The 14,209-nt window shown below is 67.4% G+C and carries 15 protein-coding genes; 13 read left to right on the top strand and 2 right to left on the bottom strand.

Translation table 11 applies throughout. The annotated features are described in order from the left end of the window. Positions 1–12 precede the first annotated feature (12 nt). Both TMZ1T_RS04690 and TMZ1T_RS04685 read right to left on the bottom strand, forming a co-directional pair. Complete coding sequence (locus tag TMZ1T_RS04690; RefSeq protein WP_012584742.1) at positions 13–2,940, bottom strand: SNF2-related protein; 2,928 nt, start codon at positions 2,938–2,940, stop codon at positions 13–15. Further along, on the bottom strand, positions 2,937–3,146 hold the full coding sequence (locus TMZ1T_RS04685) for a helix-turn-helix domain-containing protein (RefSeq protein ID WP_012584741.1): 210 nt from the start codon (positions 3,144–3,146) through the stop codon (positions 2,937–2,939). The genes TMZ1T_RS04690 and TMZ1T_RS04685 overlap by 4 nt, the downstream gene beginning before the upstream one ends. A gap of 322 nt (positions 3,147–3,468) precedes the next feature. On the opposite strand from TMZ1T_RS04685, the gene TMZ1T_RS04680 reads away from it, so the two are divergent. From TMZ1T_RS04680 to TMZ1T_RS04620, 13 genes are all read left to right on the top strand, one after another. Further along, positions 3,469–3,834, top strand: a complete 366-nt coding sequence (locus tag TMZ1T_RS04680) for an integrative conjugative element protein, RAQPRD family (protein ID WP_012584740.1) — start codon at positions 3,469–3,471, stop codon at positions 3,832–3,834. After that, positions 3,831–4,070 carry a TIGR03758 family integrating conjugative element protein gene (locus TMZ1T_RS04675; protein ID WP_012584739.1) on the top strand — a complete coding sequence of 80 codons (240 nt, stop codon included), beginning with the start codon at positions 3,831–3,833 and terminating at the stop codon, positions 4,068–4,070. The genes TMZ1T_RS04680 and TMZ1T_RS04675 overlap by 4 nt, the downstream gene beginning before the upstream one ends. A gap of 22 nt (positions 4,071–4,092) precedes the next feature. Next, positions 4,093–4,461: a TIGR03745 family integrating conjugative element membrane protein gene (locus tag TMZ1T_RS04670; protein WP_003294215.1), complete on the top strand. Its 369-nt coding sequence runs from the start codon at positions 4,093–4,095 to the stop codon at positions 4,459–4,461. A gap of 12 nt (positions 4,462–4,473) precedes the next feature. After that, a complete protein-coding gene (locus tag TMZ1T_RS04665; RefSeq protein ID WP_012584738.1) occupies positions 4,474–4,884 on the top strand; it encodes a TIGR03750 family conjugal transfer protein in 411 nt (136 codons plus the stop codon). Continuing rightward, entirely contained in the window at positions 4,881–5,573 is a 693-nt protein-coding gene (locus TMZ1T_RS04660) for a PFL_4703 family integrating conjugative element protein (protein ID WP_012584737.1), read from the top strand. Before TMZ1T_RS04665 ends, TMZ1T_RS04660 begins: the two co-directional genes overlap by 4 nt. Further along, positions 5,570–6,484, top strand: coding sequence for a TIGR03749 family integrating conjugative element protein (locus TMZ1T_RS04655; RefSeq protein WP_012584736.1), 915 nt, complete (start codon positions 5,570–5,572; stop codon positions 6,482–6,484). Before TMZ1T_RS04660 ends, TMZ1T_RS04655 begins: the two co-directional genes overlap by 4 nt. Further along, the gene (locus TMZ1T_RS04650) at positions 6,474–7,907 is read left to right on the top strand and encodes a TIGR03752 family integrating conjugative element protein (protein WP_012584735.1); all 1,434 of its coding nucleotides are present in this window, start codon (positions 6,474–6,476) and stop codon (positions 7,905–7,907) included. The genes TMZ1T_RS04655 and TMZ1T_RS04650 overlap by 11 nt, the downstream gene beginning before the upstream one ends. Then, entirely contained in the window at positions 7,888–8,322 is a 435-nt protein-coding gene (locus TMZ1T_RS04645; protein WP_012584734.1) for a TIGR03751 family conjugal transfer lipoprotein, read from the top strand. The genes TMZ1T_RS04650 and TMZ1T_RS04645 overlap by 20 nt, the downstream gene beginning before the upstream one ends. After that, positions 8,322–11,210, top strand: a complete 2,889-nt coding sequence (locus tag TMZ1T_RS04640; RefSeq protein ID WP_012584733.1) for a conjugative transfer ATPase — start codon at positions 8,322–8,324, stop codon at positions 11,208–11,210. Before TMZ1T_RS04645 ends, TMZ1T_RS04640 begins: the two co-directional genes overlap by 1 nt. Positions 11,211–11,223: 13 nt before the next feature. Beyond that, complete coding sequence (locus tag TMZ1T_RS04635; protein WP_012584732.1) at positions 11,224–11,967, top strand: DsbA family protein; 744 nt, start codon at positions 11,224–11,226, stop codon at positions 11,965–11,967. A gap of 196 nt (positions 11,968–12,163) precedes the next feature. Further along, positions 12,164–12,658, top strand: coding sequence for a RadC family protein (gene radC, locus TMZ1T_RS04630; RefSeq protein ID WP_012584731.1), 495 nt, complete (start codon positions 12,164–12,166; stop codon positions 12,656–12,658). Between the two features lie 152 nt (positions 12,659–12,810). Next, entirely contained in the window at positions 12,811–13,260 is a 450-nt protein-coding gene (locus tag TMZ1T_RS04625; protein WP_012584730.1) for a TIGR03757 family integrating conjugative element protein, read from the top strand. Further along, positions 13,257–14,201, top strand: a complete 945-nt coding sequence (locus TMZ1T_RS04620) for a TIGR03756 family integrating conjugative element protein (RefSeq protein ID WP_012584729.1) — start codon at positions 13,257–13,259, stop codon at positions 14,199–14,201. Before TMZ1T_RS04625 ends, TMZ1T_RS04620 begins: the two co-directional genes overlap by 4 nt. Positions 14,202–14,209: the final 8 nt, after the last annotated feature.

Here is a 14,209-nt window from a genome sequence, read left to right as displayed (position 1 = left end):
AGGATTTGCGTGTCAGATGACCTGCCAGCGCACGCTGAACAGGATCTCGTGGCTTGTTTTTTCTTGCAGGCGCTGCTGGAGCGAGGCAATCAGATCGTCGCGCTTGGCGATGATCTCGTCCTCGACGGCGAAAATCTCTTGCCGCAGGCGGCGCTGCTTGCGCTCCAACTCAGACAGTTCGCGCTGGATGCCGTCTTGCTCCTGCAAGGTGGCGGCCTTGCGGGCGTCGCGCTTCAACTGGGCGATGCGCGCCTTGGTGTTCTTCAGGGCTTCCTCTGCGGCCAACAGCTTGTCGTCGGCCCAGCGTTCCAGCTTGTCGCGTTCTTCATTGAACAGGCGCTGGTTGGCTTCCAGCACCTGGGCAACGGTGGCTGCGACCGCGCGCTGGCTGTTGGCCAGCAGGGCCTCGGGCACAGGGTTGTTAAAAGGAGTGGGCTTGCCTGCTGCTGGAATGGCCATCAGCTTTTCGCAGGCTTCCTGATCCAGCACCTGACCATCGTCGGTGAGGCCGGAGAACAGCAGTGCCTCGGTAGTCTCGAAGGCGGTGACTTCCAGCCGGGCCAGCGTCAACCAGCCGGACATGCCGCGCAGTCTCTCGATGACGGAGACGCGTGCGCCGTGTTTGCCGTAGTCGAGTTTCAATGTGGCGACGGGCGTGGCCGCGTTCAGGCTGGCATCAATGCTCCATTCCCCCAGCGGGTGGCTGAGGCGGTAGGCGTGCGCCAGCATGTCCGGCTGCGCCGCACCACGAATGAGCTGATAGCGGCCTGTGGCGATTCCAGTTGGCGGCGCGCTCAGAGAGAACGCGTAGGACTGCTCGTCGAAGCGCGCGCGGCCGTCCAATGCAAAGCAGGTGACACCCCAGAACCAGCGCCCCAGCTTGTCGAGCCGCGCTTCGGCGTCTTGAAGACGCAGTTTGAGGCGGTCGTGAACGTCCTCATCGAAGTTCTCCAGAAGTTGGGACTGGGTGTCTTTGATGCGGTCGGCGATGACTTCTTCCAGCTCCGCTTGCAGGGCGTTGAAGGCGGCTTCGATCTGCTCGGGCTGGCGACAGGTGTCGTAGATCTGGAGGATGCGTTTCTCGAAGTCGAGGCCGCCTTCAATGCGGCCCAGCACTTCATCGCTCGCACCGAACACCCCTGAGAACAGGTTGAATTTCTCAGTGAGCAGTTCCAGCACGCGCTGGTCGGCCTGGTTGCGGGTGTTGAGGAAGTTGATGACCACCACGTCGAAACGCTGGCCGTAGCGGTGGCAGCGGCCAATGCGCTGCTCGACGCGCTGCGGGTTCCACGGCAGGTCGTAGTTGATGATCAGCGCGCAGAACTGCAGGTTGACACCTTCGGCCGCTGCTTCGGTGGCGATCATGATTTCCGCGCCGGTGCCGTCGTCCTTGCGGAAGTGGTCGATCAGCGCGGTGCGGCGATCTACTTGCGGCGAGCCGGTGACGCGATCCGTGCCTTTGTACTCTTCCAGCCAGCGCTGGTAGATGGCGGTGGAGTCTTCATGATTGTTGGTGCCGCTGAACAGCACCAGCTTGCCCGCGTGGCCGTTGGCGGAGAGAAAGCGGTGCAGGTACTCCTGCGTGCGCTTGGACTCTGTGAAGATGATGGCTTTGCGCGGCGCGCGCAGCTCGGCCATCTTGCTGAAGCCCAAGCCGAGCGCCTTCAGTAGCGCCTGCGCCTTGGTGTCGGTTTGCAGCGCTTGCGCGGCATCGACGAACGCGGTCAGCTCCGCGATCTCGGCGCTGATGGCAGCGCGGACGGCATGCGCATCTTTTGCAGCGCCCGTCTTGTCGTCTTCCGCTGGCGCGGGCGTAGGAGCTTCGGTGTCTTCGTCGGCCTCGCTGGCTTCCTCTTCCAGATAGTCCTGCTCCAGGTCGTCCTCGGCAATGAGCTGTTCGACCAGTTGGCTGCCGTCGTCTTCCGTTTTGTCTGCCGTGAGCAAGCCCTGCAGGCGCTCGCGGATGGTGACCAACGTGGCAGCGACGGCGTGCGAACTGGAGGCCAGCAGCTTGCGCAAGATCAGTGCCGTGAGATGGCGTTGCTGCTTAGGCAGGGCGTAGGAGTCTTCCTTTTGCAGAAAGGCCGAGATGCGCTCATACAGCGCCTGCTCGTCGTCCGTGGGATTGAACGGCTGGGTGAGCGCCTTGCGCTCGGTGTACTTGATGTACTCCAGCACGTCGCGGCGCAGTGTGCGTTTGGCGAAACTGGCAAGACGCTCGCGCAATTCATCAAGACCCGTCCCGCTGTTCATGAACTGCTTGCGGAAAGCCGTCTCGTCGCCGAACAGGTGCTCGTCGATCACCGTGGACAGGCCATACAGCTCCATCAGCGAGTTCTGCAGCGGCGTGGCGGTAAGCAGCAGCTTCTTGCGGCCTTGCAGTGCGCGCTTGAGCGCCTGCCCGGTGCGATTGCTGGCGCGGTGCGCGTTGCGCAGTTTGTGCGCTTCGTCGATGACCACCACGTCCCAGGGCACGGCACGCAGCTCGGCTTCCAGCTTGGCGGCGAACTGGTAGGACATGATCACGACCGCCTTGCCAACCAGCCGTTGCAGGGTGGCGAGCATGTCCCCAGCGGACTGCTTGCGCAGAGAAACGGCATCCACCACGGTGGTGGGCACGGCGAACTTGTCGTGCAGCTCCTGCGCCCATTGCTTGCGCAGGCTTGCCGGGCAGATGACCAGGAGCCGACGGCGGCGCTCAGCCCAGTATTGGCAAACCACCAGCGCGGCTTCGATGGTCTTGCCCAGCCCCACCTCGTCAGCCAGCAGTACACCTTCCTGCAATGGGTTCCGAAGGGCGAACAGCGCCGCCTCGATCTGATGCGGGTTCAAATCGACGCTGGCGTCGAACAGCGATTGGGAGAGGCGATCTACGCCATCGGCGGCGTGTCGCCGTGTCAGCTCGTGGGCGTAGTACTTGGCGTGGTAGGCGGAGATCAATCGGTTCCCTCCGCCTTCTTCGACTGGTCGGCTATCCAGCCGTCGATGTCCGTCGCCCGGAAGCGCCATGTCCCGCCGACCTTGAAGGCCGGTATTTTCTTGGCTGCCGCGAGTCGATAGATCGTCCGCTCCGTGACCTTCAGGTAGTCGGCGACCTGCTTGATGGTGAGGATCTCGCCCTCGCTGTTGCTTGTAGGCACGGTCATGGCCAATCCAGGTCAAACCGCGACAGAATAGTGCAGAATTTTCAAACCAGCAACGACAGGTAGCTGATTTGCGGAGAATTTTCCAAAGGGGAGGCTCATCTGGCGAGCCAAGAGCGATCTATCACCTCTGTGCGTGCGCCAGCGGGCAGACCGCGTTGCGTGGCCAGGCCACAAACAGCCAAATCATCGAATCCACACCCTCAAGGGCGAGGCGTCACGATCTGGATCGGGAATCCGGTCATGCCATAGTTCCCATTCCCTGCGGCGCAAAGCGAGAGCGCGTCACAGCATCTGGCCATCCGCTTCAACGGGGAATGGCACGATGGGACAGACCAACCGCCGCACATCCGCATGGCCTGCGCTTGCCGTGGTGTTGGCTGTGTCGTTCTCGGCGCTGCAGCCTGCCGTCGCTGCCGACAGCCTCGCCTCGGAGCGTGAGCAGCTCGCCGCGCTCACCCGCCAACTCGACCTGCTCGACCGCCTGGCCGAGCACGCCGCCAACACCTCGCCGCAGGCGCGCGCCCGCTACCACTTCGACTACGCCCGGCTGCGCGCAGACCTGAAGCGCGTTCGCGCCGGCCTGCAGGACTACCTCGTGCCCCAGCGCGCCCAGCCGCGCGATCCCGTCCCGCTGGCCGGCGATTACGTCCGGCGCGATCGCGCCGACGACGAGGAGCCGTCGCCATGACGCCCTCCGCCGATCAGGTCGCTGCCTTCCAGGCCAACGGCGGCTTTGCGCCTTCGGCCGTCTCTGCCGTGGTGCTCGCTTTCGTGTTCGCCGTGTTGCTGCTGTGGGGCGTGTGGGCCATGCGCACCGCCTACGTCGGCTGGGCCGAGCACCGCATCACTGAACGTCAGTTCCTCGGCGTCGTCGTGCGCTTCGTGGCGATGTACCTGGTGCTGACCTTCTTTCTCCTCTCCTGACCGTCACGAAGGGCCATACGCCATGAACACTCCAACGACATCCCATCGCATTCCGTCCCGCATCGCCGCTCCGCTGCTGCCGCTGGCGCTCGCGGGCCTGCCGCTGTCGGCCTTCGCGCAGGGCCTGCCGACCATGGAAGACCCATCGCGCGGCCAGGGCAGCGGCATCCTGCAGACCTTGCAGAACTACGGCTACGACATCGTGCTGCTGATCGCGCTGCTCGTGGTCGCCTCGATGTTCGTCGGTGTCTGCTATCACGCCTACACGCGCTACTCGGAGATCCACACCGGCCGCGCCACCTGGGGCCAGTTCGGCCTGACGGTCGCCGTGGGCGCCATCCTGCTGGTGGTCGGCATCTGGCTGCTCACCAAGGCCACCGGCGTGCTGTGAGGGCGGCAAACGATGGCCGTCCCTTCGGAGACCCCGCGCGACACGCTGGTGGCCTTCCTGCCGCACCGGCTGAACCGCCAGCCGGTGGTCGTGCGCGGGCTGACCGCCGACGAGTTGTGGATCTGCGCCGGCCTGTCTGCCGCAGCCGGGTTCGCGCTCGGCCTGCCGCTGGCCTGGCTCACGCACAGCATCGCCATGGTGCCCACGCTGATCGTCGCCGGCATCGCGCTGGGCGTCTTCGTCGGCGGCGGCTTCCTGCGCGCGCAGAAGCGCGGCCGGCCCGACACCTGGCTGTACCGGCAGCTCCAGTGGCGGTTGGCCCTGCGGCACCCGGCGCTGGCGGCGCTCCTGTGCGGCAAGCGCCTCATCACCCGCTCGGGCTGCTGGACGACCCGGCGCAACACCGATCGAGGTGCGCCATGAGCCGTTTCAAGAACGAGGTTGCGCACCTGCAGGCGCACGTGAAGACGCTACGCCTGGGGGCCGGCGCACTGTTCGTGGTGGCGTTGCTGCTCGGCTTCGGCTGGTGGAGTGCGCCGAAGAGTCTCACCATCCATGTGCCGCCGGACTTGCGCTCGGGCAGCACGCGCAAGTGGTGGGACGTGCCGCCCGAGAGCGTGTATGCCTTCTCGTTCTACATCTGGCAGCAGGTACAGCGCTGGCCCACGAACGGCGAAGAAGACTATCCGCGCAACCTGCGCGCGCTGTCGGCCTACCTGACGCCGAGCTGCCGGGCCTTTCTGCAACAGGACTACGAGTACCGGCGCGCCAGTGGCGAGCTGCGTCAGCGCGTGCGCGGCATCTACGAGATTCCCGGCCGCGGCTACGGCGATGATCCGGCCACGCGCGTCAAGGTGGTTTCCGACCGCGATTGGATCGTCACGCTCGACGTGAGCGCGGACGAATACTACGGCTCCGAGCAGGTCAAGCGCGCCCTGGTGCGCTACCCCATCAAGGTCGTCCGGCTGGACATCGACCCCGAGCACAACCCCTTCGGCCTGGCGCTGGACTGCTATGCCAGCGCACCCCAGCGCATCGAAACGCCGCCGACGCCGACCCAGGCCGGCGCGCCCGCCAACGCCTCCGGCCACCTGCAGGGAGACTCCCCATGAAGCCCGTTGCCTTGTCGGCCCTGGCCGGCGTCCTGCTGATCCTCGGTTTCGTGCCGGCCAGCCAGGCTGTGGAAATCCTGCGCTGGGAGCGCCTGCCCCTGCCGGTGCCGCTGGTGGTCGGCCAGGAGCGCGTGGTCTTCATCGACCGCAATGTGCGCGTCGGCGTGCCGGCCAGCGTCGGCGACCATCTGCGTGTGCAGAGTGCGGGCGGCGCAATCTACCTGCGGGCGAGCGAGCCGATTCCACCCACGCGGCTGCAACTGCAGGACGTGGAATCCGGCACGTTGATCCTGCTCGACATCGCCGCCGAGCCGGCGAAGGACGGCCAGGCGCCGCTGGAGCCGGTGCGCATCGTGGAAGCGGAGGCCCCCGCGAAGCGCTATGGCGGCGGTGCAGCAAGCGGCGCGGACGAGCAGGCCATTGCGCCCGCAGACAAATCCCTACCCCGGCGCGAAACGCCGGTACCGGTCGTGCTGACGCGCCATGCCGCGCAGAACCTGTACGCGCCGCTGCGCACCGTCGAGCCGGTAGCCGGCATCGGGCGCGTGAACCTGCGCCGCGGCCTCGCGCTGGACACCTTGCTGCCGACGTTGCCGGTGCACGCGCGGGCACTGGCCGCATGGCGCCTGGAAGACCAGTGGGTGACGGCCGTGCGACTCACCAACACCGCCGCGCGCTGGCTCGACCTCGAACCGCGCGCCCTGCAGGGGAACTTCGTGGCGGCGACCTTCCAGCATCCGAACCTGGGGCCGGCCGGCACCCCGTCCGACACCACGGTGCTCTACCTGGTCACGCGCGGCCACGGCCTGGCCGAGTCGCTGCTGCCGGCGCTGAGCCCGATCGACGCCACTGTGAACCTGCCGCCGGCCGCCGCGGCCGGCTCGACCGGAGGAGCGCGCGATGAAGAGTAATCCGCTGCTCAAGTGGCTGCTGATCCCGATGGCGCTGCTGCTGGTGTTCGTCGGCATCAAACTGTTCTCCGGCGCCCCCGGCGGCCAGCCCGCCCCCAAGGGCGCGGCCGGTACGCTCTCGCCCGAGGAGATGAAGGCCCTGGGCATCGCCGGCGACACGCCGCGCGATACCGTCGCCACGCTGGTGGCCCAGGTGAAGCAGTTGCGCACCGAACTGCAGAGCGCGCTCGGCGACAACAAGCAGCACAAGGCCGAGAACGAGCGCCTGCGTGCCCGAGAAAGCGCGATCGACCAGCGCATCCAGAGCGCGCTGGAAGGCGAACGCAACCGCCTGGAGCAGGAACGCACCCAGGTGGTCAGCGACAGGCAGCAGACCCAGGGGCTGCTGCAGGATCTGCAGCGGCAACTGGACGGGCTTTCCGGCAAGGGCGGCCCGTCCGACCTGCCCGTCGGGCTGGGGCTGGAAGAGGGTGACGGCAAGCGCTTCAACCGCGGCGTCAGTGGCACGCAGTGGGTCGAGCCCGACGATGCCAAGGTCGACGCCAAGAACGGCAGCAAGGAGCCGAGCTTTCCCCTGAGCTTCGGGCCAGCCCAGAAAAGCCTGTCGGCCACAGTGGAATCCGTCGCCGACGTCGGCAGTCGCGCGGTGGGCGCATCCGCGAAGGCGGTCTACACCGTGCCGTCGAACTCGACGCTCATGGGGTCGATTGCCATGACGGCGCTGATCGGGCGCGTGCCGATCGACGGAACCGTCAACGATCCCTATCCGTTCAAGGTGCTGATCGGCCCGGACAACCTCACGGCCAACGGCATCGACATCCCCGACGTGGCCGGCGCCGTGGTCAGCGGCACGGCCTCGGGCGACTGGACGCTCTCGTGCGTGCGCGGGCAAATCCGCTCGGTCACGTTCGTATTCCAGGACGGCACCATCCGCACGGTGCCGGAGGACAGCAGCAAGGGCGGCAGCAGCGGCGGCAACGCGGGTCACAACGGCGCCAGCATCCAAGGCGGCCTGGGCTGGATCAGCGACCCCTACGGCATTCCCTGCGTCAGCGGCGAGCGGCGCAGCAACGCCCAGCAGTACCTGGGCAGCCAGGCGCTCATCACCGCGGCCGGCGCCGGCGCGGCCTCGCTCATCAAGTCCGACAACGGCAGCGTTGCCGTAGTCGCCAACAGCAACGGCTCGCTGGGCACCGTCGGCATCAGCGGCAACGAAGCGATGGGCCGCATCCTCGCGGGCGGCGTGCGCGACATGGCCGATTGGGTCAACAAGCTCTACGGCCAGGCCTTCGCGGCGGTCTACGTGCAGCCCGGCGCCAGGGTGGCCGTGCATCTGGAGCAGCCGCTCGACATCGACTACGACGCCAAGGGGCGTCGGGTCCACCACCGCACCGGAGAAACCCATGCCTCGGATCTGGATTGACGCGGCCGCCGTGCTGCTGGCGGCCACCCTGCTCGGCGGCTGCGCCACCAGCAAGGAGAAGCTGCTGCCGCACGGCGACAACACCATGCTCGACATCTGGCATCAGGAGACCGGCGGCAGCGCGGGCGGCGGCCAGGCCGCCCGGCAACTGCTCGATGCGCGCCAGGGCCTGCGCCGGCCGCTGGTCGAGGCCGATGTACAGGCGGCGCCCGGCGTGCAGGCGCGCTACACCCGAACCGCGCAGAACGAGATTTACCGCCAGTTCCACCGCCTGCCGAACCCCGACCTGGTGATGTACGTGTTCCCGCACCTGGCGGGCACCGACCCGGTGCCGGTGCCCGGCTACAGCACGGTGTTCCCGCTCTACCAGCGCGTGCAGTACGCGATGCCGGGCGAGCGCGTGGAGGACTATTGATGGCCTGGTCGCTGCCGTGGTCACGCAAGTCCGACGCATCGCCTGTTGACGCCGCGGATACGACCGATGATGCCTGGGCACGGCACGTGACGGCCTTGGCGGCACAGGGTGTCGCCGAGCCGGGCAGCGCGCTCGGCCGGGGCCGGCGCAGACCGGCCACCCAGGCCGACCACGATGCGCTCTATGGCGTCGCGCCGTCGTTCGCGGACTTGCTGCCCTGGGTCGAGTACCTGCCCGGCAGCAAGTGCATGTTGCTGGAAGACGGCCAGTCGGTGGCGGCCTTCTTCGAACTGGCGCCGGTCGGCACCGAGGGCCGCGAGATGGCCTGGCTGTGGCAGGCGCGCGATGCGCTGGAGAACGCCCTGCAGGACTCCTTCGACGAGTTGGACGACAACCCCTGGGTAGTGCAGCTCTACGCCCAGGACGAGGCCGACTGGGACAACTATCTGCGCTCCCTGGCGAACTATCTGCAGCCGCGTGCGCAGGGCAGCGCGTTCAGCGACTTCTACCTGCGCTTCTTCGCCCATCACCTGCGGGCCATCGCCAAGCCGGGTGGCCTGTTTGAGGACACCACGGTGACGCGCCTGCCGTGGCGCGGCCAGGTGCGGCGCGTGCGCATGGTGGTCTACCGCCGCACGTCCGCGGCCACGACCCCGCGGCGTGGCCAGTCGCCCGAGCAGGCGCTGACCACGATCTGCGACCGCCTCGCCGGCGGGCTGGCGAATGCCGGCGTGAAGGCTCGGCGTCTCGGCGCGGCGGACATCCACGCCTGGCTGCTGCGCTGGTTCAACCCGAATCCGACCTTGCTCGGCACCACTGCCGAAGATCGAGAACGCTTCTACGCGCTGACCCGCTACCCGGAAGAGCAGGAGGAGGGCGAGATCGAACTCGCCAGCGGCACCGACTTCGCGCAGCGCCTGTTCTTCGGCCAGCCCCGTTCGGACGTGCCCAACGGCCTGTGGTTCTTCGACGGCATGTCGCATCGGGTGATCGTGATGGATCGCCTGCGCACGCCACCCGTGACGGGCCATCTGACGGGCGAGACGCGCAAAGGCGGCGATGCCATGAACGCGCTGTTCGACCAGATGCCCGAAGACACGGTGATGTGCCTGACGCTGGTCGCCACGCCCCAGGACGTGCTGGAGGCACACCTCAACCACCTCGCCAGGAAGGCCGTCGGCGAGACCCTGGCCTCGGAGCAGACCCGGCAGGACGTGCAGCAGGCACGCGGCCTGATCGGCAGCGCGCACAAGCTCTACCGCGGCGCGCTGGCGTTCTACCTGCGCGGCCGCGACCTGGCCCAGCTCGATGCGCGCGGCCTGCAGCTCGTCAACGTGATGCTCAACGCCGGCCTGCAACCGGTACGCGAAGAGGACGAGGTGGCGCCGCTGAACAGCTATTTGCGCTGGCTGCCGTGCGTGTTCGATCCGGCTTCCGACAAGCGCCAGTGGTACACACAGCTCATGTTCGCGCAACACGTGGCGAACCTGGCGCCGGTCTGGGGCCGCAGTCAGGGCACGGGGCATCCGGGCATCACGTTCTTCAACCGCGGCGGGGGCCCGATCACCTTCGATCCGTTGAACCGCCTCGACCGGCAGATGAACGCGCACCTGTTCCTGTTCGGCCCCACGGGTTCGGGCAAGAGCGCGACGCTCAACAACATCCTGAACCAGGTCACGGCGATCTATCGGCCGCGCCTGTTCATCGTCGAGGCGGGCAACAGCTTCGGCCTGTTTGGCGACTTCGCGGCACGGCTGGGTCTCACCGTGCATCGGGTGAAACTTGCACCCGGCGCGGGCGTCAGTCTGGCTCCGTTCGCCGACGCCTGGCGCCTGGTCGATACGCCGAGCCAGGTACAGACGCTGGACGCCGATGCGCTCGACGAAGACCAGACCGATGCCGGCATGGCCGTGGAGGGCGACGAGCAGCGCGACGTGCTCGGCGAGCTGGAGATCACTGCACGACTGATGATCACCGGCGGCGAGGACAAGGAAGAAGCGCGCATGACGCGCGCCGACCGCAGCCTGATCCGCCAGTGCATTCTCGATGCGGCACAGCGCTGCGTAGCGGAGAAGCGCACGGTACTGACCCGCGATGTGCGCGACGCGCTGCGCGAGCGCGCCCGCGATGCGACGCTGCCGGAGATGCGGCGCGCACGGCTGCTGGAGATGGCCGACGCCATGGATATGTTCTGCCAGGGCGTGGACGGCGAGATGTTCGACCGGTCCGGCACGCCGTGGCCCGAGGCGGACATCACCATCGTGGATCTCGCCACCTTCGCGCGCGAGGGCTACAACGCCCAACTCTCGATTGCCTACATCTCGCTCATCAACACCGTCAACAACATCGCCGAGCGCGACCAGTTCCTGGGCCGCCCGATCATCAACGTGACGGACGAAGGCCACATCATCACGAAGAACCTGCTGCTTGCGCCCTACGTGGTCAAGATCACCAAGATGTGGCGCAAGCTCGGCGCCTGGTTCTGGCTCGCCACGCAGAACCTGGACGACCTGCCGAAAGCGGCCGAGCCCATGCTCAACATGATCGAGTGGTGGATCTGCCTGTCGATGCCGCCCGATGAAGTCGAGAAGATCGCGCGCTTCCGCGAACTCAACGCTTCGCAGAAGGCGCTGATGCTCTCGGCACGCAAGGAGGCCGGCAAGTTCAGCGAGGGCGTCATCCTGTCCAAGTCGATGGAAGTGCTGTTCCGCGCTGTGCCGCCCAGCCTCTACCTGGCGATGGCGATGACCGAGCCCGAGGAGAAGGCCGAACGCTTCCAGTTGATGCAGCAGCACGGCATCAGCGAGCTGGATGCCGCCTTCCGCGTGGCCGAGAAGATCGACCGCGCGCGGGGCATCGAACCGCTGGCGCTGGACACGTTGGCCTGACGGGAGCGACACGATGCGCCTGCCTTCATTCGCCCGCCGTCATCCTCGGATCGGTCTGCTGATCGTGGTGACGATTGCGGTGGCCTCGTGGATGCTGCTGCGCGCGCCGCATCCGGCAACCGAGTCCATGCCCCTGGCCGCCGCCGGGTCCGAAGCGCCGAAACCGGCCGGCCCGCCCTGGCTGTATGGCCGTGCCGATGCGCGCTTCACGGTGGTCGGGTACGCCGACCTGGAGTGTCCGTACTGCCGGGCCTACTTCCCCGCGCTCAAGCGCTGGATCGACGCCCATGCCGAGGTGAACTGGCAGTGGCACCACCTGCCGCTGTCCATGCACGAGCCGGCCGCGACTGCCGAGGCACGCCTGGCCGAGTGCGCGGGCGAGACTGGCGGACATGCCACGTTCTGGCAGGCCGTGGCGTGGCTCTACTCGAACACCCGTGGCGACGGCCAGGGCCTGCCGGAGGGCCTGCGCTATCCCGACCTAACGCCAGCCATGCAGGGTTGTCTCGACAGCGATCGCCCCGATGCCGTCATCCGTGCCCAGGCGGCGGAAGCAGCACAGCAGGGCATCGCGGCCACGCCGGCCCTGCAACTGCGCGACCGCGAGTCCGGCAAGACCCTCCTGCTGCACGGTCCCGTCGAAGGCGATGCCTTGTTGTCGGCCATCGACCTGCTCGCCGCCGGCAGCACGACCGTAGCCGAACCCGCCCATTCCCCAGACATGCCCGCCGGCGTTGCCGGTGACATGCCCAGGTAGCCATCGATCTTCAAGGCTGCGGCGCGGCTCGTCCGCGTTGATCGAAACCCGTTCGCATCGCATCCCTTGACGCGAACAGCCACCGCATCCGCGGTGGTGGATGCCCGCTCGTCACCTGTTCCATCCCCATCGTCCCCAGGAGGGTTTGCCCTCCAGGGGGCAGGCGCCCTCCGATCTCATCCATTGGAGGTTCGCCATGTCTCTCGTCATCGCCGACTCCCGCCCGGAGTCGCTCACCCTGATCGCCGCCCAGCACGAAGACTGGATCATCCAGCAGGCCATCACCCTGCTGGAGAACCGCGTGTTCAAGGCCGGTCCGGCGCTGGGCAGTCCCGCCGCCGTGCGCGACTACCTGCGCCTGAAACTGGTCGCGGAGCCGAACGAAATCTTCGCCGTCGTGTTTCTCGACAACCAGCACCAGGTGCTCGCCTTTGAGCCGCTGTTCCAGGGCACGGTCGACCAGACTTCGGTGTATCCGAGGGTGGTGGTCCAGCGTGCGCTGGCGCTCAACGCTTCGGCGCTGATCCTGGCGCATCAGCACCCCTCGGGGAACACCGAGCCATCGGCCGCTGATCGTGCGATCACCGAGCGGCTGAAGAGCGCCCTGGCCACCGTCGATGTCCGGGTGCTGGACCATTTCATCGTCGGCAAGGGCAGCCCGTACTCGTTCGCCGAAGCCGGCTTGTTGTAGCGCACTCATTTCATCACCACGGGAGCCCTTGGCTCCCGTTTCTTTTCGCCGGTCCGCAGGAAATCGGGACTGACCGGTTTCGGTTTCTTTGTCGTTCCCTGATCTGCGTTGCGCTCGACTACGAGCCTGCATCGACTCCGCGGAGGCGCGCCATGCCGGCTCATTCCCCCAACCTTCCTGCCGCCTCGCGGCGCCCCCTGGCCGCCCGGCTGGCCGCTGGACTGTGCGCCGCGCTGCTCGGTCCCATCGCGGCGGCCGCCGATGTGCTCGTGGTCACCGACAGCCGTCATCCGGTGCAGGCCCCGGCCGGCGTGCGGGTCATCGAGCTGGACCAGGCCACGCGCATCGAGGTCGAACTCGCCGCGCACCTGCCGGCCGACCCGCAACAGGCCGCGGCCCTGGTGCGGCAGCGGGTGCATGACGGCGGCGAGGCCCTGCAGCGCCGCATCGGCCATGCCTACCAAGGCGTCGCGGATGCCTGGGGGCTGGGCATCGCCAAGATTCCCGCCGTGGTGGTCGATCGGCGCTACGTGGTCTACGGCGAGTCCGACGTGCCCCGTGCCGTCGCGCGCATCGATGCCTACCGGAGCACGCAGCCATGAGCCTCCTGCTGGCACGCCGGCGCCTGCGCGCCACCGCCGCCTCGTTGCTGCTGAGCGCGGCCACGTCGACGTTCGCGCTGGACACCGCCACCATCGTCTCGTCGGCGTTGTCCCCCGACTGCCTCGAATACCGCGTGGTCGGAATCTGCTACTGGCTGTACTGCACGCCCTTCGGCTGCTCGGTGCGCACTTCCGTCAAGGTGCGCCACTATGTCCCCGATGCGGTGGTGTCGAGTTACTCGAACACCGGCGAAAACCCGTGGCTGGAAGTCAGGGCGATGAGCATGCCCAACCCGACCGCCAAGGCTGGCGGTGACGGCACGACCAATCACGACAACGAGAACAACCTCGCCAAGTTCAAGAACGCGGATGTCATCGGCCATCCGGCCGGGATGGTGTTCAGCCAGTTCGCCAGGGCTTCCGGCTACACCTGCGAAGGCGCGGGCACGGCCTTCGTGCCGTATCTGCTGAGCACGCTCGACACGCTGGCTTGGCGCTACAACGTCCCGGAAGCGCTCTACCCCGAAGCGCTCATCCCCGGCCGGCGCGAAATCGGTACGCGCACCGGCCTGAACCTCTGGGGCAACGTGTATCCCCGCGGTGGCTTCCTGCACCAGACCGACGACCACAAGAGCGGCGCCGTGGTCGCGCAGCGCGCGGGCGACATTGTGACGCGCCGCAACCAGATTCACGTGTACCAGCCACTGCTGGCCAACGCCCGCGACGGGTACTGGCCGGCCGGCGCGTTGATGGAGACCGACGCCTCGACGGGCAAGTGGCAGGAGCTGACGCCCACGCTCTCGAACAGTTGCGTGGTCTTCCCGCACAGCCGCACCCGCGTGCAGGCCCAGCAGGGCGACTACGCCTGGGCCTTGTGGCGGCCGTACTCCTGCTGCCGGCGCCGTGGCCAGGTCTTCCTCGGCAGCGTCGATTTCATGTGAGGAACCCA

It is taken from the genome of Thauera aminoaromatica, assembly GCF_000021765.1.
In the GTDB taxonomy this organism is placed as follows: domain Bacteria; phylum Pseudomonadota; class Gammaproteobacteria; order Burkholderiales; family Rhodocyclaceae; genus Thauera; species Thauera aminoaromatica.
Note: the sequence above shows the minus strand (reverse complement) of the source record. Positions and strands in the feature narration are given on the sequence as shown.

What these genes read in the sequence shown, in the direction of transcription:
- TMZ1T_RS04685 (WP_012584741.1), bottom strand. Translation starts at nt 3,146, where the DNA reads ATGACCGTGCCTACAAGCAACAGCGAGGGCGAGATCCTCACCATCAAG.
- TMZ1T_RS04680 (WP_012584740.1), top strand. Translation starts at nt 3,469, where the DNA reads ATGGGACAGACCAACCGCCGCACATCCGCATGGCCTGCGCTTGCCGTG.
- TMZ1T_RS04675 (WP_012584739.1), top strand. Translation starts at nt 3,831, where the DNA reads ATGACGCCCTCCGCCGATCAGGTCGCTGCCTTCCAGGCCAACGGCGGC.
- TMZ1T_RS04670 (WP_003294215.1), top strand. Translation starts at nt 4,093, where the DNA reads ATGAACACTCCAACGACATCCCATCGCATTCCGTCCCGCATCGCCGCT.
- TMZ1T_RS04665 (WP_012584738.1), top strand. Translation starts at nt 4,474, where the DNA reads ATGGCCGTCCCTTCGGAGACCCCGCGCGACACGCTGGTGGCCTTCCTG.
- TMZ1T_RS04660 (WP_012584737.1), top strand. Translation starts at nt 4,881, where the DNA reads ATGAGCCGTTTCAAGAACGAGGTTGCGCACCTGCAGGCGCACGTGAAG.
- TMZ1T_RS04655 (WP_012584736.1), top strand. Translation starts at nt 5,570, where the DNA reads ATGAAGCCCGTTGCCTTGTCGGCCCTGGCCGGCGTCCTGCTGATCCTC.
- TMZ1T_RS04650 (WP_012584735.1), top strand. Translation starts at nt 6,474, where the DNA reads ATGAAGAGTAATCCGCTGCTCAAGTGGCTGCTGATCCCGATGGCGCTG.
- TMZ1T_RS04645 (WP_012584734.1), top strand. Translation starts at nt 7,888, where the DNA reads ATGCCTCGGATCTGGATTGACGCGGCCGCCGTGCTGCTGGCGGCCACC.
- TMZ1T_RS04640 (WP_012584733.1), top strand. Translation starts at nt 8,322, where the DNA reads ATGGCCTGGTCGCTGCCGTGGTCACGCAAGTCCGACGCATCGCCTGTT.
- TMZ1T_RS04635 (WP_012584732.1), top strand. Translation starts at nt 11,224, where the DNA reads ATGCGCCTGCCTTCATTCGCCCGCCGTCATCCTCGGATCGGTCTGCTG.
- radC (WP_012584731.1), top strand. Translation starts at nt 12,164, where the DNA reads ATGTCTCTCGTCATCGCCGACTCCCGCCCGGAGTCGCTCACCCTGATC.
- TMZ1T_RS04625 (WP_012584730.1), top strand. Translation starts at nt 12,811, where the DNA reads ATGCCGGCTCATTCCCCCAACCTTCCTGCCGCCTCGCGGCGCCCCCTG.
- TMZ1T_RS04620 (WP_012584729.1), top strand. Translation starts at nt 13,257, where the DNA reads ATGAGCCTCCTGCTGGCACGCCGGCGCCTGCGCGCCACCGCCGCCTCG.